The organism is Reticulibacter mediterranei (assembly GCF_016587455.1).
The window spans coordinates 325,538-346,567 of the sequence record NZ_BNJK01000002.1 but is presented as its reverse complement, the minus strand read 5'-3'; the positions used below and the strand labels follow the sequence as shown (position 1 = coordinate 346,567).

Below are 21,030 nucleotides of genomic sequence, written 5' to 3'. Positions count from 1 at the left end.
AACGATATATCGTATTGTTTGCGTCGAATAAGAAAAGCTGATTTTTTGCGACATGTCGGCTGGAAAGGATACAGAGCAATGGTTCAAGAACATGTGCCAGTGTTGATCGTTGGTGGAGGCATCGTTGGCTTGTCTACATCGCTTTTTCTTTTACATCAAGGTGTTCCTTCGTTGCTCGTTGAACGGCATGCCAGTACGTCTATCCTGCCTCGTGCGCGTGGCATCCATTTTCGCACGATGGAGTTTTACCGCGAAATCGGGCTAGATGAAACTATTCGTGCGACTGGAGCAGCAGTTATCAAGCAGGGGAGCTTTGGCGGCTTTTTGATTGGTGAGACCCTGCTCTGTGCCAGACGCCAGCCGATTGCGATGGCTGGTGGTCGAGGGAGAGGCGAGTCGCTGCAAGACCTCAGCCCGGAAGATTTTTGCTTCTGCCCGCAGGATGAGCTTGAGCCGGTGCTGCTGGCATCTGCTCATCAACGCGGTGGTGATCTGCGCTTCAACACCGAACTGATCTCCTTTGAGCAGGACGACGATGGTGTGACCGCTACGCTTGTTGAGCATGCGAGCGGGACACGTTCGACTGTGCGCGCCGACTACATGATCGCCGCCGATGGAGCGCGCAGCCCCATGAGCGCCGCGCTTGGCATCACGCAGAGCGGAGAGGGTACATTGGAGCATTACCTCAACATCTATTTTGAGGCCGATCTTAGCGAACAGGTGCGCGGCAAGGAGTTTAGCCAATGTCTGATCGAGCGTCCTGATATGTACGGGGTGCTGGTCTCGATTAATAATACTGACCGCTGGGTCTTCCATCTCTCCTATGATCCCGCGAAGGGCGAGACGCCGGACGATTTCCCGCCTGAGCATTGCCAGGAGTTGATACGTCGAGCCATCGGTCTGCCCGATCTTGCGGTCGAGATTCGCAGCATCGGCCCCTGGGAGTCGGCGGTGCGCATCGCTGATAGCTTCCAGCGTGGGCGCATCTTCCTGGTTGGGGATGCCGCGCATCTCATGCCGCCCTGGGGAGGATTTGGAGCCAACACGGGCATTGCCGACGCGCACAATCTGGCCTGGAAGCTGGCGGCGGTCTTCAACGGGCAGGCCACGCCCGACTTGTTGGCGACCTACGAGATGGAGCGCCGCCCGGTGGCTTGCTTCTCCGCCGAACAGTCCGCGCTACGCTCTGATATTCGCATCCGTTACGGTCTGGGTTCGGCGGAAGAGACGAAGGCCGTTCAGCAGAAGCTTGTCAGTATGAACGTTGTCGTTGGTGGCTATCAATATTGTTCGCCGACAATCTTTGCCGAAGATGAGGGAGCGCCCACATATGATCGCCTCAGCTTTGATGGTCGGCCCGGCACGCGTGTGCCTCACGTCTGGATTGAGTATCGCGGTCAGCTCATCTCCACGCTCGATCTGCTCTGGCGCGGCTTCGTGCTTTTGACGGGACCGGATGGCCGGGCATGGTACGAAGCTGCCAATCGACTTGCAAGCCGATTGGATATCGAATTGGAGGCATATCGCGTCGGTCCCTCTGGCGACCTGCTCGACCCCGAGTGCTACTGGCACGAAGCGGCAGGCGTGGCACCCGATGGCGCGCTCTTGATGCGGCCCGATGGCATCGTGGCCTGGCGCTCATGGAAAAGCGTGCCGCAGCCAGAGCGGGTGCTTGAGCAGGTTATGATGCGCGTTCTCTGCCGTGTGTTATGATCCCTTGCCGCCGTGGAGCGGATTGTTGATATATCCGATAAATGTGTAGGGGAGAGAGGGTTCCCCTACACCCGTAGCGACAAGGGGAGGCGTGGAGGGGTCGTGGGGGCCTTGCGCTTGTCCCCGTTGGGTAACAGGGTATTGTTGCCATTGGATGTTGGGTCACGCCGGGAGTGAATCGGCCTGGGGAGGGCGACAAGCGCAAGGCCCCCGCCAAGACCTCCGCGCCTCCCCTTGTCGCTACGGGAAACCTAACATGCTCTGTTCCCTCGCCATTCCCCTTCCATTGCCGGATGCGCCAATGATCGCGGGAGATATCCATTATTTTTGTTGGGCTAAAAAGTGGGAGGCAAACCCGAGCGTTGCCACATAGAGCGATTGTGTGGCTAGCTCGCCGCTCCACACCATTTGCGCGAAGCTGTCGTAGTCTTGCAGCACGATCTCTATCTGTTCCCCCTCGTCGAGATTTTGCTCATTATGTATCTTCTGCACGTTAAGCGCAATACAGGAATAGAGGGTATTGTTCTGGTTGGAGGCATTGGGATAGCTACGACCGATCTCGTAGAACTGGCCGCCGCCGTAGCCTGTTTCCTCCAACAGCTCGCGTTGCGCCGCTGCTACTGGACTCTCATCGCTCTTCTCGACAGCGCCGCCGGGCAGACCGAGCACCACCTGTCCGATACCATGCCGATATTCGCACACCAGTACCACCTGTCGATCTTCCGTCAATGCCAGCACATTGACCCAGGGGCTACCTTCCATCACATGCCAGGAACCGATCACGCGTCCATCCTGCGTCTCGCATTGATCAGTTCGTATCTTTAACCAGCGATCCTCATAAGTAATCCTGCTTCCCGTCACCCGCCAGGGAGCCAGCTTTTGCTGCATAAAAAAAATACCTCGCCTTTTTTATTGGAGGTGAGCCTCCTATAAGGAAAGACGAAGCATTACAGGCGGGATCACACTCTCATTGCTCCTCTTTTTCGTCGGGCGAGACGCGGAAGTCGTGGAGGGGGCCAGGATAGGGCGTCATCTCAGCGCCGGGACCGAGTTGTTCGGGAGGCAGATCGAGCTGTTCAGCTTTGCCTGTCAGCGCCAGCATAATGAGGTCAACCGCGCGATTCAAGCTAATCAAACCGGTGTTGACGATGAGATCATAGAGCTGGGGGTTGTTCGGGCGCTGGCGATACTGGACCATGAGAGAGCGTTCACGTCCGCCGTCTTTGTCCCGAATGCGCGCCTTTGCCTCTTCGCGATTGAGCTGCTCACGCCGCGTGACGTAGGTGATACGCTGTTCGAGCGGAGCCTCCACGCGCACATGCAGCACGTCGTGCCTCTTCGCCAGCATCATCTGTGTGCCGCGCCCAACGATGACCACGTGACCATCTGCGACCACGTGGTCAATGATGTGTTTAAGCGCTTCATGATAGACATGGGGATCAATATGCAAAAGTTGTGGCAATGGCGAGACAGACATGAGCGGCTGAATCGCGCTGAAACTCTCAAGGATGCGCTCGCCGATGCTACTCTCGTTCTCGTCGCGTGCTTCCGCCTCCTCTTGCGTGATATCGAGACGCCGGGCCACGCGTTCAACAGCCTCATGATCGAAGAGACGCCAGTTCAGGCGTTGAGCCAGCCGCGCCGCAATCTCTCCGCCGCCGCTACCATATTCGCGCGAAATGGTGATTGCACGCATTTTATCGGTTATATTCTCTATCTTCTTCTCTTGCGCGCTCATTGATTGCCCCTTTCCGAAAAATGGATGACTCTTTTTATTTATTACGAGTCGAGCCACGCAAAGGGATTTCGGGCAGGAAGAACACAGTCAGCAGGCCAAGCGCCATCAGGACCAGGCTAATTACGAAGCCCTCGTGGATGCCTTGTACCAGCCCGACCTTCATGGCCTCGATGATTTGCTGAAACATCGCCGGCCCCTGCGCGCCATAGCCGGCAAATTGTGCTTGCAACTGCGCCATTGTGTCGGGGGCCAGCAAGACCTGCGGGTCGTTGAAGGTGCGCAACACCTGCTCTGGCACATTTTGCCGTATTGAGGAGGGCAATGCCTGCTGAAATGCCGGGAGGTAGGCTGAGTTCAGGATCGATCCCATCAGGCCCAGGATCAGCGTTCCACCAATCGAGCGGAAAAAGATCAGCGCCGAGGTTGCCTGACCCATCCTGTCTGGCATCGCATTCTGCACGATAATCGTGTAGAGCGACATACCGAAGCCCAGGCCCGCGCCAAGCACAATCATCGCCAGCGTCACCTGCCCACTGCTTGCACTCGCATTAAGCAGCACAAGCAACACTGTTCCGCATAGGCTGACAACGACTCCGGTAATGGCGATCCACTTATAGCGTCCCAGCCGCGAGACGAGTTGCCCGGCGAGAATGCTGGTGACGACTGAAGCGAGCATCATCGGCGTCATCAACAGGCCGCTGTTGGTTGCCGATTGCCCGATCACGCCCTGGACGAAAAGCGGAATGAAGAAAACGCTGCCGTACAGGGCCATGCTGATAACAGCCGTAATGATCGTTGAAATGGTAAAGATGCGATTGCGGAACAGGTGAGGCGCGAGGATTGGCTCGCCGCCACGATCCGAGAGGCGAGACTCGTAAAAGGTGAAGCCTACAAGCACAACAAGGGCGAAGACGAGCAAACTGATAATGGGTAGCGAGAACCAGGGATATTGCGAGCCGCCCCAGGAGAAGGCCAGCAGCAGCGGCACCGTCCCGATAATCAGCAGCGCGGCCCCCTGATAGTCCACCTCTGCTCGTGCCGCTCCCGACTGGAGCACTGGCATGGTGAGGATCAGCACAAGCAACGCGATTAGCCCGATGGGGACGTTGACGTAGAAGATCCAGTGCCACGACGCATACTCGGTCAGCCAGCCGCCGATCAGCGGCCCTACGATAGATGAAATGCCAAAGACGCCGCCCGTCACGCCCTGCCATTTGCCGCGCTCGCGAGGCGTAAAGAGGTCGCCCACAACGGTTGGTGCCAGGGACATCAGGGAACCAGCTCCCAGACCTTGCAGGGCGCGAAAGCCGATCATCTGATTCATTGTCTGCGAGAGGCCAGAGAGCGCGGAGCCAATGAGAAAGAGGATGATGCCAAATATAAGAATCGGTTTGCGCCCTATCTGATCCGACAGCTTGCCATAGATGGGCACGGCGACCGTTGTGGTCAGCATATAGGCGGTGGAGACCCAGGCGTAGCGGTCGAACCCTTGCAGATCTGCGATAATGCGCGGCATGGCAGTCGCTACAATTGTCGAATCCAGTGAGGCCAGTAACATCACCAGCAGAACGCCGATCATTGTGACGATCTTCTCGCGGCTGGAGTAGCGCGGTATGACCAGTTCTGTGTTATTGGTCATAGCGTCACGCGGCGGTGTGAGCGTTGAACGCTGACCCATCATCATCTCCCTTTCTCTATGGATCACCCGCGACAACCACAAGGGATTGTGGCTACGACATTACCAGCACGCCCGAATCACCCCATTGGTGACACCTGCGACAACCGCAAGGGATTGTCGCTCAACAACCACAAGGGATTGTCGCTCAACAACCGCAAGGGATTGTCGCTACTTGCCAACTTTGCCACGAACGATCAGAATAGATAAGAAGGGGAATGGTAAGGGGACAAAGCATGTTGAGTTTCCCGTAGCGACAAGGGGTGGCTCGGGGTCTTGGTGGGGGCCTTGTGCTTGTCGCCGTTGGGAGCATGATATTTGCAAAGAGGAAGATAGCGGGATATTGGCCCAGGGAGCGCGACAAGCGCAAGGCCCCCGCGACCCCTCCACTCCTCCCCTTGTCGCTACGGGCGGGGGAGATTCCTCTCTCCCTGGCGCATTTGCCGGATGCACCAATTATCGGGCATCGCCGTAATTTCTTATTCTTGAAGATGAGAGGAAAAGGAACAATACATGTGTAGAAATATCAAACCGCTCTTTAACTTTGAACCGGCAGCGACCGAGGACGAGATTCACGCCGCTGCGCTGCAATTTGTCAGGAAGATCAGCGGCTTCAATAAGCCATCGAAGGCGAACGAGGCGGCGTTTCAGCAAGCGGTCGATGAGATCGCTCAGATTTCAGCTCGATTGCTTGACACGCTTGAGTCGAGCGTGACTCCGAAGAATCGGCAGGAAGAGGAGGAACGAACAAAAGAACGATCGGCTCGCAGATTTGGCACTACGACGACCCGTTGAGGGGAAGCTCGAAAGAAAAGGTCGAACCGCTCCCTTCGTGGCTCTCGGCCCAGATATGGCCGCCGTGATGTGTGACGATCTCCTTCGCCAGATAGAGTCCGATGCCAAAACCTCCAATGGAGGGATTCAGCATGGGTGCGCGATGGAAGCGCTTGAAGATATGCGGCAACTCGCTTTCTGCAATGCCCATGCCCTCGTCCTTCACCTGGATCAGCACCGACTGATTTCTCTGTGGAGTATAATGCACCTCCACCCAAATTTTGTCGTCTGGTGCGCTATATTTAATGGCGTTATTGATTAAATTGTGTAATACCTGCACAATACGCTCTTCATCAAAGGTTGCCATCAATGTATCGCCCAGCTCAAGCCCTTCAAATACCAGCTCAATCGGGCGTTTCGAGGTGACGATCTGACTTTCGACCACGCGCATCACCGTTGCCAGCAGGTCGTGGCGCGCATATTGCATGGTAAACTGGGCATGCTCGATGCGTGAAATGTTGAGCATATCTTCGATAAGATGGTTGAGCTGTTCGCTCTGTTCCATGATATTTGTTGCTGCTGTATTGAGGAAGGGATTGCGAACCTCTTCCTGGAGTACGTGTAATTGCAACATTTCCGCATAACCCTGGATAATGGTGAGTGGAGTGCGTAATTCATGATTGATGACGGAAAAGAACTCATTTTTATGCTGTTCCAGACTTTTCTGAATTGTGACATCCTGGAATACAATGGCGATTTCCTGGACGATTCCCTGGACGCTATGGGTTCGCAACTGAGCGCTTGACATCAGTGCAACGACCGCATGCTCTTCTGACTGCATGATAAGCGTCTCCTCGCAGTTGAGCTGTTCACCGGCCAGGGCGCGGACAACGGCGAAGTTCCAGGGCGTGATCGGGTGGCCATAGAAGCGCGAGGGATAAGGGTAGCGAGCAGCGGGGTGGCGATGAACCAGGGTATCCTTCAATTTGGCGTGAGGCGTCCCGAGCAACTGAGTGGCGGCAGGATTGGCATAGATGATGCTACCGGTGATGGCATTGATAATCATTACGCCTTCGGGCAACTGTTCCAACAATGTATGCAGATAGGCGCGTTCGTGCTCGACAGCTGCGTGCAGGCGGGCCTGGGAGAGTGCGGAGGCGATATGCGTACTGCTGGCCTTCAACGCCTGTACCTCAGGCCCATTGGCCTCAATCGTATAGTCGAAAAAAGCGGTCAGCGTCCCCTCAAACTGGTCATTGAACCAGAGTGGAACACCAACGAAGCCGCGTGTGTTCTCATCGAGCGGGAGACCCTGTTGACGCAGGGCTGCAAGCGTGCCGTCTTTTTGAATGTCGCTGATGATGACTGGTTTATCCTCATAGGGCAGCGAGCGGGTGAACATCAGGCGCTCATAGGGCATGTAGCGCAGAGCGTCGGCGAGTTCGCGATAATTGCGCGAGGTATACAGGCTCAACAAATGGAGCGAGCGCGTGGTGGTATCAGCCATATGTAAGCAGACGGCCAGCGTTGAGAAATGGGTGGAGATCGCGTCGGCTGCCACTTCACCTACGAAGCTGATATCGAGCGATTGACGGATACTGCGCGCAATCGTTTCGATGATCTCCAACCACTTGTATTCCGCCTGCAACTCCTGATTGGCCTCGCTGAGTACTGCCTGCTGCTGCTCTGCCTGTCGCTGAGCCTGCACCTGTCGGGTCACTTCAGAGGCCGTCACCAGCAGATAGGAAACCTGTTCGTTGTCCTCGCAAATGGGATCAATGGAGATGTCCCAATATGTCGTTTCTTCCCCATTGACGGAGAAGGCTTTTCGCTCGCTATGATAAGCTATGCCAGTTGCCGCGACCTGGCGTAGGGCAGAGATAAAATTGGTCTCAAATCCCTCCATCCTTCCTTCCCATTCGGTCAGGCTGCGCCCAATAATGCTTTCTCCTTGCTGTTCGGGTTCAAGGTAGCTCCCCATTGTCTGGAGGTATTGTGCGTTCGCATCGAGCAGGCAGAGATTGTGAGCATCATAGAGGCCAACACGTACCGGCATGTGTTCCAGCATGATATGTGCGTGGGAGTATTTCTGAATCGCAATGTCGTTACCCATGTTGCCGCTTCTGACTAACCTCATCTTTCGCAGGTTCAGTACTGATATAATGAACGTTCTAGCGAGTACAGGGTTCTATCTCCTATTTTAGCATGTCTAGAGTCGCACATCTCAAGGTAATTTGTCAAGAATGTATCTCCATCGATGGTACTCTCTTCTATTATAGACCATGAGTTCTTCAATTGCTATGAGCCTGCTCGCTTTTTTTTAGCATATTTCAATCTTTGTTTGTTAGACTTAACAGAACGGTGTTAGAATGAATGGGAACAATTCTGTTTATCGCCCGAATAATATGATTCAAACTTTCTACAGTAAATAAACGGAAAGGACATGCTATGTCTACACAGGATAATCCATCACTTGAGGATGTGATGCATCATCGCGCCACGACGTTTCAATTGCCGGATCCCTCGACACCAGATGGGGAGCGTATTGCGCGCCGACTGCATGATGAACCCTTCATCTGGATGACCACTGTTGACGCAGAGGGCACGCCACACCCTTTGCCTGTTGGTTTCCTCTGGGACGATGCACAATCCACGCTGCTCACTTACAGCGCACCAGAGGGGGAGCGGGATCGTCTGGGTCATATTCGGCAGAACCCTAGAGTGAGCTTGCATTTTGGCTCGGTCAGTGATGACGTTATCGTTATCACAGGGGAAGCATTTGTGAGTTCCACCGATCCCGCATCTGATCAGCAGCCCGTCTGGGTGGAGAAATACCAGAGCTTTTTCTCCCGCCTGGGCATGACCATGCAACGCGCTGCCGAAGCAGCTCCGGTTCCCATCCGCATCCGTCCCCTGACCCTGCGCTACGTGCGAACTCCGCGCTAGCACTCTCTCATCGCTCCAGGAGCGGCGGTCTTCTTTCCGCTATGGAGTCAGAACTGCCCTGAAACGCACTTGATTGGACATCATGCGATGATACGCTTCGTCGGCACGTTCGAGGGGAAACGTTTCGACCAGGGGAAGAACGCCGCGAAGCGTACTAAAATTCAAGGTGTCTTCTGAATCCATAGCGGTACCAGAAGCCCATCCCTGAATAGAGCGGGTGCCACTAATCAGTGAAGCCAGGTAGAGATCCGTCGCGTCACCGGGCGCAGCTACAACGAGGAGTTGACCGTTGACCCCTACCCCTCCGATGATCGAAGCAATCGCTTTGCCACTCGGTGCTGTGGTCAGCACGACTCGTGCACCTCCCATGCGTAAGAGTTCCTGGACTGGATCGCTGGCTTCGGTATCAATATACTCATCCGCACCCAACTCACGGGCCAGGCGTTCCTTGTCTTTGCCACGCGAGACGGCGACTGTCCTGAAGCCAAAGCGGTTGGCAAACTGGACACCAAGATGACCCAGGCCGCCCAAACCTTGCACCGCTACAAGATCTCCCGGTTTCGCCACACTATGGCGCAGCGCATTGAAGGTGGTAATACCAGCACAGAGAAGCGGGGCTGCATCAGCCGCATTGAGCTGCTCTGGTACAAGGGCCAGCGCCTCTTGAGGAACTACCATATACTCGGCGTACCCGCCATCATAGGAGATGCCAGTGATCTGAGCATGCTGGCAGTTAATAAAATCTCCCCGACGACAGGGGACACACACAAAGTCGTGCCCTCCGTGCCAGCCCACACCCACACGCTGTCCAACGCTCCACGAGTGCACGTCTTTGCCAACCGCGTCAATCGCCCCGATCACTTCATGGCCGGGAATACGAGGATAGGTGATGGGATAAACCCCACCTCCACCTTCCTTCACGATACTGTCGCTATGACAGACACCGCACGCTTCCACTTTGATGCGCACCTGATTCTCTTGAGGTTCAGGAATCGGTCGCTCGACTAGTTCAAACGCACCACCCGCCTGAGATACCTGTACAGCCTTCATCTGGGACATAGTTCACCTCCTGAGAGACTCTAGAGCGTCTCTCTATAAAAAACGACAAGGTCCATCCTTGATACGAAGACAAAAAATTCGTCCCGTCGTTATATCACGGTGCCAAAAGTTGCCAGGTTTCCGTGCCTACCTCAGGTAGAGAATGGCCGAGCTGATTTCGTGCTCTAACAGAAGCAGCTTACATACAAGAGGATCGGGCGCAGTGAATTGCCGCCCCTGCCCTTCACGCAATGAATTGCCCTTTTCACACCTTCTTGATTATCGTGGGAAACGAGAAACAGAAGCTATTTATCGCATAATCTGGTAGGGGCGGCAATTATGCGTCTTAACAATTTATAACGGGAAGCTCCCTTCGGTTGTAGTCCCGCTTCCCACCTCAGTTGAGGGCCACTTGCGCGATGAATCGCGCGACTACAACCGAAGGGAGCTTCCCAGATTATTTGGTTAACCTGCATCATTGCGCCCGCCGTCGCCCTTCATGGCAATCAAACACATTCATAGACAGGGCTTTCCAAATCTCCCATCTAGCAGGAGTGCAGAGGGCGGCAGCCCTTTGCCGGGGTGCGGGGTGTCCCCGCAAAAACCTTTTTCCTTCTCTTTTGCGCGCCGCCGCAGGCGGCGCGCGAAGGAGGGAAGGAAGCTGGGGACGCCCCAGGCCCCGGCAGGGAGACCCCTGCACCCCTTTGAGCGGAGAACTGGAAAGCCCTGATTCATAGAGATGTGTGTTGACTGATACTGTGAATGAGAGTATAATCGGGGCTAATTTCGTGCTCTAACAGAAGCAGCTTACATACGATTGTAACGGATCTAAGGTAGCGAAGCCTGAGCGATCAGGTCGAGTCAGTGACTCTACGCTCTCTGAGTTGTGAGCCGCGTGCCCACTGCCCCATCTAGACGGAGTAAGAGCATCCGCAAGTTATGCCAATGCTGCTTTGACTCGCACGAAATTCGCCCCAACTTCTTCTCCAGTTACTCTGTACCTCAATGTCAGAATATTTGCTGTATTTTTCTGCGTCCTTCTATAAAAGTGCGACAATACCCTTCCGCATATGTTATTATATAAGTAACAGCATTTCGTGCTGTACATCGTACTCAAGTTTTGATACGTCTTGCTCCAGATGAGAATCTGGTCAGGCGTTCAAGGTATTCTCCAACCAGGCGCGCTTATCCCGCTATCGCTGTTTCTATTTGTAGAAACTGATAGCACTGGTGATTCAATGTTGAATAGCGACAGGCCGCCATACATACCAGGCGGCAGGAGGAAACCATGAGTGAAGTGACGGCTTCCCCTCGACCCACTTCAATTGTTCAGGTAGCGACGGCCAGCTTGATTGGCACCTCAATCGAGTGGTACGATTTCTTCATCTTCGGAACCGGGGCCGCGTTAGTCTTTCCTAAACTCTTCTTCCCCACGCTCTCGCCAATTTCGGGCCAACTGGCCTCCTTCCTGGTCTTCTGGGTCGGATTTCTGGGTCGGCCTCTTGGCGGTATTATCTTTGGTCACTATGGCGACCGCATCGGGCGCAAGAGGATGCTGGTGCTGACAATCCTGTTGATGGGCCTGGGAACGTTCCTGATCGGTGCGCTGCCCTCGTATGCTACTATCGGCGTTCTGGCTCCGATCTTGCTGATCGTGCTGCGACTCTGCCAGGGGATTGCGGTCGGCGGCGAGTGGGGAGGTGCGGTCCTGATGGCGACCGAGCATGCCCCGGCGCATCGACGCGGCTTCTTTGGCAGCTGGCCTCAAATTGGCGTTCCAGTCGGCGTCATTCTCTCCTCGCTGATCTTCAATGCTGTTATCGCCTGGTTTCCGGGAGAGGGCCTGTTAAACATTGGCTGGCGTATTCCCTTCCTGGCTAGCATTATCCTGGTCGCTGTTGGTCTTTTTATCCGCATGCGTATCACCGAAACGCCAGATTTCGAGCAGCTCAAGGAAAATCAGGAAATTGATCCCGTGCCGGTCATCTCAGTGATACGCCATAATTGGAAAACTGTGTTGCTTGCCGCTGGTTCTTTCTTTGTATCCAATGGGAGCTTCTACATTTTTATCACATTTCTTGTCAGCTATGCTACCGGAATCCTGCATGTGCCAGCGAGCTATGTTCTCAATGCTACGCTGATTGGTTCGGTTATCTCGCTGGCCGTCTTGCCGCTGGCAGGTGCCTGGACGGATCGCGTCGGTCGCTTACCGGTCTACCTGGGCGGCGCGGTGATGATGGCGCTGGTGGCCTTCCCTCTGTTCTGGCTGGTGGATATGAAGTCGCCGCTGACCATTATTCTTGGCGCGTGCCTGGGACAGGTGGCCCTGAGCCTGATGTATGGTCCACAGGCCGCTTTCTTCAGTGAGCTGTTCGGGGCTAACGTGCGCTACAGCGGAGCCTCGCTCGGCTATCAGGCAGCTTCGGTTCTCGCTGGTGGCCTCGCGCCGACGATTGCGACGACGCTGCTCCTCTGGTCCGGCAATGCTTCGTGGACGATTGCCCTGTACATCATAGTGATGAGCGCCATCACCTTCGTTTCGGTCTATCTGGCAGGCGAGACCAGACCAGCCGCCGCTCCCGCTGCCAGCGAGTCGGCTGGAGATTGAGCCGTAATTCACCTGGTGTAACTATGACATCGGGAACTTCTTATAGTACAAATCACAAGTGCGATGGGCAAAGCCGATCCACATGGCCGCAATCGTTTGTGCGCTGTAGGCTGCTCCTGCTTGAGCGAGCCAGGCGTCGAAAAGGTGACGCGCCTGTGTAAAGGTGAAACCCTGGGGAAAAAGTTCGTGCAGCTTCGCTGGTGTGACGCCAACCAGCGGAGCCTGCTCGCCAAAAAGATAGGCGTCACGGTCGGAAATAAACTGCTGTTGCTGTGGGGAGTGTTCTGCTATGAGTGTTGTTAGGGTCATCCGCTTCTGAGATGCCTTGCTTCGCGCTTGATATACACTGCGATGCAGGATTGCTCCTTGCAGTTCGGAACCATGCAAGCGAGCGGTGCTCAAATCAGCTCCCTGGAGATCGGTTCCGCGCAGCACGGTCCCTCGCAGATCTGTCCCGTTCAGATCAGCATATTTGAGATCCAGTTCAGCCAGATCAAAGCCACGCAGATCAAGCTCCCTCAGCGTTGCATAGCTCAGCTTCGCGCGGGAAAGCTGCACGCGGTTAGCCTCACTATCGCCCAGATACGCGCGGCTCAGGTCGGCTCCGTCGAGATCGGCCCCGCTAAGATTTGCCCCTTGTAAATTCGCCCCGCTGAGGTTGGTTCCCCGCAGATTGGCCCCTTGCAAGTCGGCCCCTTGCAGATTGACTCCCTGCAAATCCATATAGGAGAGATCGCTCCCTTGCAGGTTTTGCTGATGGAGATCGAGGTGCCCCGCGCCTTTAGCGCTCGTTTGGAGCTGTTCGATATCTGCCCTCGTCAAAAGGGGAGAGAATTTTCGCTCGTACACATAGAAAACATGCGGCAGCGTGTTTTTCTCGTCGAGCGTGCCTTCTTGCCGCGAGATCAGGCGAAAAGCGCTGCGATCCCATTCCGGGAAGAATGTATCGCCCTCCGTCGCGTAATCGACCTCGGTAATATAGAGGCGGTCGGCCAGCGGGAGAAATTGGCGATAGATACTTTCGCCTCCCAGCACAAATAGATCGTCCTGCTGGCCGACAAGCCCCATCGCCTCCTCCACGCTCTGTACAACCTCCGCGCCGGGAATCGTCAACGTTGTATCGTGAGAGAGCACGATGTTGCGCCGGTTGGGAAGCGGACGGCCAATCGAGTCAAAGGTCTTGCGCCCCATCACGATGGTATGGCCGGTAGTGAGGCGTTTGACGTAACGTAAATCGTTGGGCAAGCGCCAGGGGATCGCGCCATCTTTGCCGATGACGTACCCATGAGCATAGGCCACAAGCAGGCCGATCATACCGCAATTGCCCCCTTGATATTTGGATGCGCCTGATAATTCAGGATTTTGATATCTTGAAAGGTAAAATCGAAAATCGAGCGCACTTCGGGATTCAGCTCTAATGTCGGCAAGGGCAGCGGGTTGCGCGTCAGTTGAAGCTTGACCTGATCGATATGGTTGAGATAAAGATGGGCGTCGCCGATGGTGTGGACAAACTCGCCGGGCTGCAATCCCGTTACATGCGCGATCATGTGGGTGAGCAGGGCGTAGCTGGCGATATTAAAGGGAATGCCGAGGAAAGTGTCGCCGCTACGCTGATACAGTTGGCAGGAGAGACGCCCCTCCGCGACATAAAATTGGAAGAGGCAATGGCAAGGCGGCAGGGCCATCTCGTCTATCTCAACCGGGTTCCAGGCCGAGACAATTAAGCGGCGCGAGTTGGGATTGCGCCGAATCTCATCGACGACCCGGCTGATCTGATCGACGGCCTTATCATCGGCACCACGAAAAGAGCGCCATTGTTGTCCATACACAGGACCGAGGTTCCCTTCCGCATCCGCCCATTCGTCCCAGATATGCACGTTATGTTCATGTAAATAGTTGATATTGGTATCGCCGCGTAAGAACCAGAGCAATTCATAAATAATTGAGCGTGTATAAAGCTTTTTGGTGGTCATCAGGGGAAAGCCCTTGCGCAGATCAAAGCGCATCTGATGACCGAAAACACTGATTGTTCCGGTTCCCGTCCGATCTTCCCTCTTCACCCCTTCAGCTAAGATACGCCGACAAAGATCCAGATAGGCTTCCATCGCTTGTTTTTCCTCTTTCCTGAATGTTTTTTCGAGCAGGCACAACGCCCCGATTTCCTATTTTATCCCCACCAGCTCAAAGAGAGCAAGAGGGAATGATGAGCGAGCCTCACAACATGTAATGGTTGGAAATCTCTCAAGAGATGCTTCTGGTCTCCGTTTTTGGGGCTTACAAAAAGAATAGGTAATCAGAGAGAAAAATAGAAATACAAATATCTTTGTAAAAAAAGGTAGAATAGATGGAAACAACGACAATGAATGCCATTGATGTGGTGATTAGCTTTGATACAACGGGCAGCATGTATCCCGTGCTCACGCAGGTTCGCCGCAAAGTCAAAGAGGCGGTTCGGCGGCTGATGGACGAACTGCCCGGCATCCATATTGGCATCATCGCGCATGGCGACTATTGCGACGAGGGCAGCACCTATGTCACCCAGCATCTCGATCTGACCGCTGATACCGCTGCGATTACCGATTTTGTTGAGCATACGCAGGCAACCGGCGGCGGCGATGCTCCTGAATGCTACGAACTGGTGCTGCACGAGGCGCAAGGGTTGGCCTGGCGTCCCGATGCCACGGCGCGTCTTTGTTCTGATCGGCGACGACATTCCTCATGCCCCGGCTGCCAATCCCCAGCACCTCAACTGGCGTACAGAAGTAGCGGCGCTGACGACGCAGGGTATCAGCGTCTATGCGGTGCAGGCACTCAACCGTCGCCACGCCACGCCGTTCTATCGCGAGCTGGCTCACACCTCGGGCGGTTTCCATCTCAATCTCGATCAGTTCGCCGAAATCACCGATATGTTGATGGCGATTTGTTATCGGCAGGACGGCGCTGATCTCAAGATCCAACGCTACGAGCAGGAGGTGCAGCAAGCTGGGCGTATGAGCCGTTCGCTCAGGCGTGCCTTTGCCACCATGCAGGGGCGTGATCTGGCTGTAGAGGCCGGACCAATCGATCTACGCGCCGTTCCCGCCGGACGCTTCCAGGTATTGGAAGTTGATGAGTCAATGCCGATCCAGACCTTCGCACAGCGCAATGGGTTGATCTTTAAAGCAGGCAAAGGGTTTTACGAATTTACCAAAACCGAGACCATTCAGGTGCGCAAAGAGATCGTGTTGCAGCATCGCGAGACTGGCGACCTCTTTGCTGGCAACCAGGCACGCGTCATGCTTGGCCTGCCTCTCGACGAAAACGCCCGCCTGCGCCCGACGCATCTGGAAGAGTATCGCGTCTTCGTCCAGAGTACCTCCTACAATCGCAAGCTGGTCGCTCGCACGCGCTTTCTCTACGAGGTTGCCGACTACGATCCCAGCGATACCGCAACCCCTTCCTGATTGCCCTCACATTATGAATTTGCACAAGCAAACCCGAAAATCTCATTCGTAGTGGAGCGATTTATCGCGTTGGGGCGGCATTACAGGCACCTCCGCCAACGCGATAAATCGCTCCACTACGAATGAGATTACCGCTCTTGAAAGAAAAAATTCTTAATGGGAAGCGGCTTGCCTGGGGCGATAGCTACCCGCAGGAGTACGGAAAGCTACATTCAGGCGGTTCCACGAGTTGATGGCGTTGATCGCCATGGTAAGATTCACCAGCTCCTCATCGGTGAAATGGGGACGAACACGTTCATAGACCTCATCAGGTATGTGATCGTTGGCTACCAGAGTGACAGCCTCGGTCCACTCCAGGGCAGCGCGTTCCCGTTCACTGTAGAACGGTGCCTCTCTCCAGGCAGACAGAAGGTAGAGGCGCTGTTCACTCTCACCTTCCGCACGAGCATCTTTCGTGTGCATATCCAGACAAAATGCGCATCCATTGATCTGCGAGGCGCGTAGGCTGACTAGATTGAGGAGCGACATCTCCAAACCACAATTGTTGACATATTCCTGAAGCTGAAACAGAGCTTTACGAGCTTCTGGCGCAGCCAGGGTATAACGAAGCCGAGCCTCCATATTCATGCTCTCCTTCTCTACTGATTGAATTTGTAAGGCTTAAAAGCTGTCTATCCTGGACAACTTCTATCCAGATTATAGACTCCTGGATATAATTTATCAAGGATAACATATATCCAAAATATACATAATCTGGGCAAATATTATCCAGGGTAGCCATAAGACGAAAACTCTGTCTCAATGTACAAGCAGGCGCGCGATAAAGAGGCTGTTAAACGTCATGTGCAGCACCCAGGAGGGCCAGAGCGAGCGCGTATATCGGACCCAGAGCGCCAGCACTGCGCCTATCGCAAAGTAGACGGGGAACGAGCTGGCGTCGAAGTGGAGAGTGGCAAAGACGCCTGCGCTGATGCAGACGGCGAAGATCAGCGCGATATATGATGCGAGTGACTTTGAGAGGTGACGGACGAGATATCTGGTCAACACCACATCGAGTACACGAAAAAGCAGGCCGCGAAAGAGAACCTCTTCGCCCAGTGGCCCTATCGCTCCAATAATCAGGACCATGCTCCACTGAGAAAGCGGCATATCGGTATAGTTCGTCAGCAGCGTATTACGGTTGAGCAGATCGATATGCCAGTAAGTGCTGATGACCTGCCATATGATATTGAAGACGACGAGATAGACAAAGCTGATGACAAACCAGAGAATGCTCCAGAAATGCACGCGATACGGTGCGAAGCCCATGTCGCGCCAGGTCACATTTGCCCGCTTCGTGAACAGCAGCGTCCCGACCCACGCCAGATAGAGCATCGCGGCATAGACGGCCCCAACTTGAGTAAGCAGATAGAGGGCGTCAAGGGTATCGTTGTGCAAGGCGAAGACGGCATCGTGGATGTTGGAGAGGATGAGCCAGAGCGGAAAGCACGCCAGCGGCAGAGGAAGCATTTTCAGCAAAAGCGCGCCATACTTTCCAGGCGGGGATGATGCAGCTTTTGCCACGTTCGTCATCCTTCTCTCTCCCACTTCTTATTTTGGTAAGAAGGGCATGTGCAATCCTACATACATACTCACTTTTAAGAGTACTGATTTTCAAAAAATCTGTCAATTCATCCGAAAAACTGGGGACGCAAGCCCTAATGCGATTGGACGGAGGGAGCAGGCTGCCTTTTCCACAAGCATGCAGATACTCAAATAAAAGTTGTCCCCCCAAAAAACTCATTAATTCGTGGGGCTATAATATACTGTACGAGAAGTGGTCAGAGGAGAGAACTGACCTATTAAACTACTTATCAAGGAGGATGGATAATGATTGAAAATCATTCCATTTTAGCCGCAGAGAAAAGAAATATTAGTGCTATTTCAATTATTATACGCGTGATTGGAGGAGGATTGCTGTCAGCCGCGATCCTCACTGCGCTTGCCTTGCTCCTTTCCACAAACCATTCATCAAACGCATTATCAGTACAGAACATCGCCATCCGAGTTATTTCTGGCATTTTTTACGTTGCGGTCATGACACCTCTGGCACGTCGCACCGCTTATCGTCGTTTTCCTCGTTTTTTAGCAATTTTTGTACCACTATACATCACCGGCACGCTAACAGATCTAATAGAAGCATATTTTTATACAACCCTTCTCACCCCGTTTTCGCTTGCCGCGGCACTCATTATCGAAGGCATACCATTATTGCTTATCGCTGGAATTATTACCTGGCTGATCCCGGCAGATGAGAGCGTACAGGGTGGCCAGAGCTTTGGGCAGACGATGCGCGAGAGGAGCTTGCTCTCCTGGTGCTGGCGCATTGTGGTTGCAGGTGCTCCCTATCCTGCTATTTATCTCTTCTTTGTCATGCTTGTTACACCGCTCGAACACGCCTTTTACTATGATCCCGCTTTCATAGCATCCCTTCATACGGTAGTCCCGTCAACTATGACTACTATCATTTTAGAGGTGGTGCGCGGCGTCCTCTTTGTCCTTGCCATGATGCCAGTCATTGCCGCTGTGCGCGGGTCGCGCTGGTCTACAGGCGTGTATATTGCCCTGATTGGTGCCATGCTTGAAGCGTGGATTCCCTTGCTCGGTCAGACCTCGTGGCCTGTCATGATGCGTGTGGGCAACATTTTGGAATTGACCGGCGACGCATGCGCTCGTGCTGTCTTGATGGCCCTATTTGTGGCCCTGCCCTCTTCCTCACAGAATAAAACCATAATATCGTAGTGGTCTGTCAAACTTCAATCGTTGGTGCATCCATGAAATCCTGTGGGGTGTGACCGTGTATGGTAGGGGCGATGGCTGGTCCTCGCCCGGTGTTGCCCCATGATCGCGCTTGGGGAGGGCGAGGACCAGCCATCGCCCCTACCATACACGGGGATTCCCGATTTTGGTTGTTACATTTCATTATCGCGGGGAGACCGTATGACAAGCGCCCCGCGATAAATCGCTCCACTACGACATTATGGGTAACTCACAATCAATCACATTTTTGCAGAGGCTTGCTCAAAGCGTGTTCAGCAAAGCGCCGCCATCGGCTGCAATTTCCGATCCCAACACGAAGGACGAGGCATCGGATGCGAGGAAGAGCGCGACATTGGCGATCTCTTCGGAGCGGCCCAGGCGCTTGATCGGCAACTTTGCGGCTAATGTCTGGTGCTGCTGCTCAACAACTTCAGGCGACAATCCAGAGCGGCCAATAATCGGTGTTGCGGTTGGGCCAATCGTAATCGTGTTGATGCGGATGCCTCGATCAATCAGTTCGGGGGAGAGGGAGCGGGCCAGCGAGTGTATAGCAGCCTTGCTCGCCGAATACACCGAGCTATTGGGTATGCTCAAGAAGGCACCTACCGATCCATTAAGAATGATCGATCCGTTATCGTTGAAAAAAGGGAGCGCTTTCTGAATAGTGAAATATGCCCCTTTAAAATTGGTGCCCATGATCGCATCAAACGTGGCCTCATCGGTCTCCTCAATTGAGGCGTTGCTGAGTATCCCGGCATTGACAAACAGAATGTCCAGCTTTCCAAATGTGGCATATGCTCGACCCATTAAGCGCTCAACATCATGTACGTTCGTGATGTCACTTGGAACTGCCAGCACATTCTCGCCCAGCTCTTGAGCCGCCTTTTCAAGCGTTTCAGAGTTGCGTCCCGCAATAACGACGCTGGCTCCATGAGTGTGAAATGCTCTGGCGACCGCCAGGCCAATACCGCTATTTCCACCGGTCACTACAGCAACTTTTCCTCGTAATGAATACATCTGATATTTCCTTTCAATATCACTCGGCATAATTTAAGAATGTTCATTCAAGAATTATGTCAAAAAAATTAGCGGAAGAGTAACAATGCCGTCTCCACGATCTGTTCGAGCGTGCGGCGGTCAGGATTGGTGCGGGCAAGCACACGCATGCCAACAAGCATATTGACCAGGAAACGAGCGAACTGGTGCGGATCACATGTCCAGGCCAGCTCACCCCGAGCTTGAGCTTTGATGAGCGCATGATAGAAAGCCTCTTCCGTTTCGGCGAGACCCTCCTGGACGCGCTGAGCGACTTCAGGATCATGAGGAGCCATCTCAAGGGCGGCATTAACCATAAAACAGCCCCGCCGCTCTGGATCATTGACAGCTTCCTCAACACGAGCCTGAAAGAAGTCTCGCAACGTTTCTTGCAGCGTGCCAGAAGAATGGCGCAATGCGTCTAGCGTCCCGCTACTCACGATGCAATAGCGATCATAAGCGGCGAGATATAAGGCGTGCTTATCGCCAAAGGTATCATAGAGGCTGCCACGCCCAAGTCCCGTGCATTGCACGAGATCTTCAACGGACGAGCCTTCGTACCCCTGTTTCCAGAAGAGGTTCATTGCCTTATCCAGAGCTTGCTCCGGCACAAATTCTTTCTGTCGCGCCATTCTTCCTTTCTCCTTCCTGACAGAAATCAGTATACGCTATTCTTGAATAAAAAGTCAAGAAAAAAGAGGACAATTTGGGATTTCTTTTGTGTCATCAGGGATAGCTATCTTTTCCATAAAGTGGAGATCTATTGCGAATCCTATTACCATGAAGCCTGGAAAAAAACATGTTATACTGTGCATAGTAGTAGTGTATGTCGCAACGGGTGTGACACCTTATGTAACAAGAGGAGATTGCAGTGGAGGCACAGGTTATCAGTACAGAAAATTTCCAGCAAACATTTGCGTATTTATCTCCACAGATGAAAAGAATCACCATGCGTAAAATCCGCTTGCTGGCTCAGTACCCACACCATCCATCGCTTCAGCCCCATCGCGTCCAACAATGCAAAGAGGGCTTATGGATCGGATATATTAGTATGTCTGTACGTCTGCTATACCAGTTTGAGCGCAATACCTTATATTTGCATGAAGTGGGGTCGCATGTCATTGTTGACAGGGTGCATCAACGTTCCTTCACGATCAACAACAAAGCGAAACGTATGCAACTATGATGTGTTATAACGGTAATCTCCCCTGTCGTAGTGGAGCGATAATGGCCATTATTGATGCATCTGGATATTGAAGGG

General features: G+C 53.7%; 18 protein-coding genes and 1 pseudogene. 8 read left to right on the top strand and 11 right to left on the bottom strand.

What is annotated here, in order from left to right:
* The first annotated feature begins 78 nt into the window (after positions 1 to 78).
* Complete coding sequence (locus K3T83_RS39735) at positions 79 to 1,713, top strand: FAD-dependent monooxygenase (RefSeq protein WP_220208682.1); 1,635 nt, start codon at positions 79 to 81, stop codon at positions 1,711 to 1,713.
* A 321-nt stretch (positions 1,714 to 2,034) separates the two neighbouring features.
* Here K3T83_RS39735 and K3T83_RS39730 read toward each other — a convergent pair whose 3' ends face one another.
* The 3 genes from K3T83_RS39730 to K3T83_RS39720 all read right to left on the bottom strand — a co-directional run bounded on the left by K3T83_RS39730 (position 2,035) and on the right by K3T83_RS39720 (position 5,135).
* Complete coding sequence (locus K3T83_RS39730; RefSeq protein ID WP_220208681.1) at positions 2,035 to 2,601, bottom strand: NUDIX hydrolase; 567 nt, start codon at positions 2,599 to 2,601, stop codon at positions 2,035 to 2,037.
* Positions 2,602 to 2,680: 79 nt separating this feature from the next.
* On the bottom strand, positions 2,681 to 3,451 hold the full coding sequence (locus tag K3T83_RS39725; RefSeq protein WP_220208680.1) for a cytidylate kinase-like family protein: 771 nt from the start codon (positions 3,449 to 3,451) through the stop codon (positions 2,681 to 2,683).
* Between the two features lie 34 nt (positions 3,452 to 3,485).
* A complete protein-coding gene (locus K3T83_RS39720) occupies positions 3,486 to 5,135 on the bottom strand; it encodes an MDR family MFS transporter (protein WP_236065173.1) in 1,650 nt (549 codons plus the stop codon).
* Positions 5,136 to 5,177: 42 nt separating this feature from the next.
* On the opposite strand from K3T83_RS39720, the gene K3T83_RS39715 reads away from it, so the two are divergent.
* Positions 5,178 to 5,336: a hypothetical protein gene (locus K3T83_RS39715; protein WP_220208679.1), complete on the top strand. Its 159-nt coding sequence runs from the start codon at positions 5,178 to 5,180 to the stop codon at positions 5,334 to 5,336.
* 303 nt (positions 5,337 to 5,639) lie between these two features.
* Positions 5,640 to 5,921, top strand: a complete 282-nt coding sequence (locus K3T83_RS39710; protein ID WP_220208678.1) for a DUF2277 domain-containing protein — start codon at positions 5,640 to 5,642, stop codon at positions 5,919 to 5,921.
* Here the strand turns inward: K3T83_RS39710 and K3T83_RS39705 are convergent.
* Positions 5,905 to 8,013, bottom strand: coding sequence for a GAF domain-containing sensor histidine kinase (locus K3T83_RS39705; RefSeq protein WP_220208677.1), 2,109 nt, complete (start codon positions 8,011 to 8,013; stop codon positions 5,905 to 5,907). The genes K3T83_RS39710 and K3T83_RS39705 overlap by 17 nt on opposite strands.
* A gap of 335 nt (positions 8,014 to 8,348) precedes the next feature.
* Between K3T83_RS39705 and K3T83_RS39700 the strand changes: the two genes are divergently transcribed.
* On the top strand, positions 8,349 to 8,846 hold the full coding sequence (locus tag K3T83_RS39700) for a pyridoxamine 5'-phosphate oxidase family protein (protein ID WP_220208676.1): 498 nt from the start codon (positions 8,349 to 8,351) through the stop codon (positions 8,844 to 8,846).
* A 39-nt stretch (positions 8,847 to 8,885) separates the two neighbouring features.
* Here the strand turns inward: K3T83_RS39700 and K3T83_RS39695 are convergent, their stop codons facing one another.
* Positions 8,886 to 9,905 (bottom strand): alcohol dehydrogenase, encoded by a 1,020-nt coding sequence (locus tag K3T83_RS39695; protein ID WP_220208675.1) that lies wholly within the window; start codon positions 9,903 to 9,905, stop codon positions 8,886 to 8,888.
* Positions 9,906 to 11,172: 1,267 nt separating this feature from the next.
* On the opposite strand from K3T83_RS39695, the gene K3T83_RS39690 reads away from it, so the two are divergent.
* The gene (locus K3T83_RS39690) at positions 11,173 to 12,492 is read left to right on the top strand and encodes an MFS transporter (protein WP_220208674.1); all 1,320 of its coding nucleotides are present in this window, start codon (positions 11,173 to 11,175) and stop codon (positions 12,490 to 12,492) included.
* A 21-nt stretch (positions 12,493 to 12,513) separates the two neighbouring features.
* Here K3T83_RS39690 and K3T83_RS39685 read toward each other — a convergent pair whose 3' ends face one another.
* Both K3T83_RS39685 and K3T83_RS39680 read right to left on the bottom strand, forming a co-directional pair.
* A complete protein-coding gene (locus tag K3T83_RS39685) occupies positions 12,514 to 13,806 on the bottom strand; it encodes a dihydrofolate reductase (protein WP_220208673.1) in 1,293 nt (430 codons plus the stop codon).
* A complete protein-coding gene (locus tag K3T83_RS39680) occupies positions 13,803 to 14,597 on the bottom strand; it encodes a thymidylate synthase (RefSeq protein ID WP_220208672.1) in 795 nt (264 codons plus the stop codon). Before K3T83_RS39680 ends, K3T83_RS39685 begins: the two co-directional genes overlap by 4 nt.
* A gap of 254 nt (positions 14,598 to 14,851) precedes the next feature.
* On the opposite strand from K3T83_RS39680, the pseudogene K3T83_RS58170 reads away from it, so the two are divergent.
* Positions 14,852 to 15,935 (top strand): annotated as a pseudogene (locus K3T83_RS58170) (vWA domain-containing protein).
* Positions 15,936 to 16,088: 153 nt separating this feature from the next.
* On the opposite strand, the gene K3T83_RS39670 reads toward K3T83_RS58170, so the two are convergent.
* Together K3T83_RS39670 and K3T83_RS39665 are read right to left on the bottom strand one after the other, a co-directional pair.
* Positions 16,089 to 16,556, bottom strand: a complete 468-nt coding sequence (locus K3T83_RS39670) for a carboxymuconolactone decarboxylase family protein (RefSeq protein WP_220208670.1) — start codon at positions 16,554 to 16,556, stop codon at positions 16,089 to 16,091.
* 177 nt (positions 16,557 to 16,733) lie between these two features.
* Positions 16,734 to 17,498, bottom strand: a complete 765-nt coding sequence (locus tag K3T83_RS39665; RefSeq protein ID WP_220208669.1) for a CPBP family intramembrane glutamic endopeptidase — start codon at positions 17,496 to 17,498, stop codon at positions 16,734 to 16,736.
* A 306-nt stretch (positions 17,499 to 17,804) separates the two neighbouring features.
* On the opposite strand from K3T83_RS39665, the gene K3T83_RS39660 reads away from it, so the two are divergent.
* Positions 17,805 to 18,716, top strand: a complete 912-nt coding sequence (locus K3T83_RS39660; protein WP_220208668.1) for a hypothetical protein — start codon at positions 17,805 to 17,807, stop codon at positions 18,714 to 18,716.
* A gap of 279 nt (positions 18,717 to 18,995) precedes the next feature.
* Here K3T83_RS39660 and K3T83_RS39655 read toward each other — a convergent pair whose 3' ends face one another.
* Both K3T83_RS39655 and K3T83_RS39650 read right to left on the bottom strand, forming a co-directional pair.
* Positions 18,996 to 19,751: an SDR family oxidoreductase gene (locus K3T83_RS39655; protein WP_220208667.1), complete on the bottom strand. Its 756-nt coding sequence runs from the start codon at positions 19,749 to 19,751 to the stop codon at positions 18,996 to 18,998.
* Positions 19,752 to 19,819: 68 nt separating this feature from the next.
* Positions 19,820 to 20,401: a TetR/AcrR family transcriptional regulator gene (locus K3T83_RS39650; protein WP_220208666.1), complete on the bottom strand. Its 582-nt coding sequence runs from the start codon at positions 20,399 to 20,401 to the stop codon at positions 19,820 to 19,822.
* A gap of 239 nt (positions 20,402 to 20,640) precedes the next feature.
* On the opposite strand from K3T83_RS39650, the gene K3T83_RS39645 reads away from it, so the two are divergent.
* Positions 20,641 to 20,955 carry a hypothetical protein gene (locus tag K3T83_RS39645; RefSeq protein WP_220208665.1) on the top strand — a complete coding sequence of 105 codons (315 nt, stop codon included), beginning with the start codon at positions 20,641 to 20,643 and terminating at the stop codon, positions 20,953 to 20,955.
* The last annotated feature ends 75 nt before the right edge of the window (positions 20,956 to 21,030 follow it).